We start from the raw sequence: 522 nt of genomic DNA on the forward strand, positions 1-522 counted from the left end.
GTTAAAAAAACCTAATTCATCCCCAAATTTATTTGTAAAACTTAAAACAAGGTTTGTGAAGATTTAGTCAGAAACCTTATTCATCCACTCAAAAGCATTTGCGATATATTTGTTCCAAAAATCCCAGTCATGTCCACCTTCATCTTCCTCATAAACCACGTCTATACCTTCATTTTTCAAAAAGTTAAATAAATCTCTATTTTCTTGAACCAAAAAGTCATCTTTGCCGCATGCCATGTATATTTTCGGAATACTACCTTTTTCTTGTTTTAGCTTAGTAATTAAGGCATTTATATCTTTATCGCTACCTATTAAAGAGTTTAGGTCTCCAAATACTCGTCTATAATAGTTATAACTTGCATAAGCATTTCTATAATCCTTAGGAATGCCTGCAATCTTATGAATTATTAGTGCTGATGATAAGGCTATTATACCTATGAAATTCTTGTTATATTTAAGCCCATTTCTAAGAGCACCGTAACCTCCCATTGATAAACCACCAATAAAAGTTCTTTCTCTTTT

At 31.4% G+C, this 522-nt stretch carries 1 protein-coding gene; it reads right to left on the reverse strand.

The window, feature by feature from the left end:
• Window positions 1–63: 63 nt before the first annotated feature.
• On the reverse strand, window positions 64–522 hold a 459-nt coding region (locus tag H964_RS09030), incomplete at its 5' end, for an alpha/beta hydrolase (RefSeq protein ID WP_039766868.1).

Source organism: Caldicellulosiruptor sp. F32 (assembly GCF_000404025.1).
Taxonomy (GTDB): domain Bacteria; phylum Bacillota; class Thermoanaerobacteria; order Caldicellulosiruptorales; family Caldicellulosiruptoraceae; genus Caldicellulosiruptor; species Caldicellulosiruptor saccharolyticus.